Source organism: Bradyrhizobium sp. Mp19, assembly GCF_029952935.1.
In the GTDB taxonomy this organism is placed as follows: Bacteria; Pseudomonadota; Alphaproteobacteria; order Rhizobiales; family Xanthobacteraceae; genus Bradyrhizobium; species Bradyrhizobium elkanii.
The window spans coordinates 1-882 of sequence record NZ_JASAUT010000184.1 but is presented as its reverse complement, the minus strand read 5'-3'; the positions used below and the strand labels follow the sequence as shown (position 1 = coordinate 882).

Here is an 882-nt window from a genome sequence, read left to right as displayed (position 1 = left end):
GTGACGTATTCGGCCATGGCGCCTTCGCTGGTCTCGGTCTTGCTGGTCATCACTCTTTTCCTTCAAGCCCTGTTATGCCGCGCGCCGCAGTTCGGCGGTCTGCTCTTTCAGCGCCGCGATCAGCCCGGGACGATCAAACTTGGCGACATAGTCGTGGAAGCCGGCCTGCCGGCCGCGCTCGATCGCCGCCGGCGACACCATCGCCGACAGCGCGATGATCGGCAGCCCGATCAGATTGTGGTCGCTTCGGATGTTCTCGGCGAACTCGAAGCCGTTCATCTCGGGCATCTCGATGTCGGTCAGCACGACGTCGAAGCTTTGCCCCGAACGCAGCGCGGCGAGCCCTTCCTGCGCGCCGCCCGCGGTCCTGACCTTGTAGCCGGCAGCCTTGAGCACTGGCGCCAGCATGTTGCGGAAGAACGCCGAGTCATCGACCAGCAGCACCGACTGCGCCGAGGCCGACGGGCGCATCTCCTTGCGCGAGAACCAGTCGGCGAACGCCATCGGCAGGAAGTGGCCGACGTCGATCACCTCGGTGGCCTGGCCCTTGATCACCGCCGAGCCGAGGATGCCGTCCTGGCTGCCCGCGACCTCGATGTTGAGCCGCTCCTCGACGATGTCGATGATCTCGTCGACCACGAGCCCCATCGAGCGGCCGTCGTCGGCGAACACCAGGATCGGCTGCGAGCCCTGGTTCTGCACCTCGACGCCGGCCATCTGCACCAGCGGCATCAGCTGCTCGCGGTACTGCACCATGTAGCGGCCGTTCGAGAGCTCGATCTTGTCGGTTGCGATCTCCTCCAGCCGGGTGACGAGGCCGAGCGGCACCGCCTTGGGCTGCGAGGAGCCGGCGCGGAACACCAGCAGCGAGGTCAGCTGCTC

General features: G+C 66.4%; 1 protein-coding gene. It reads right to left on the bottom strand.

Going from position 1 to position 882, the window contains the following annotated elements; genetic code table 11:
* Nucleotides 1-72: 72 nt before the first annotated feature.
* A partial coding sequence (locus tag QJT82_RS45490; protein WP_281446740.1) for a response regulator occupies nt 73-882 on the bottom strand: 810 nt, incomplete at its 5' end.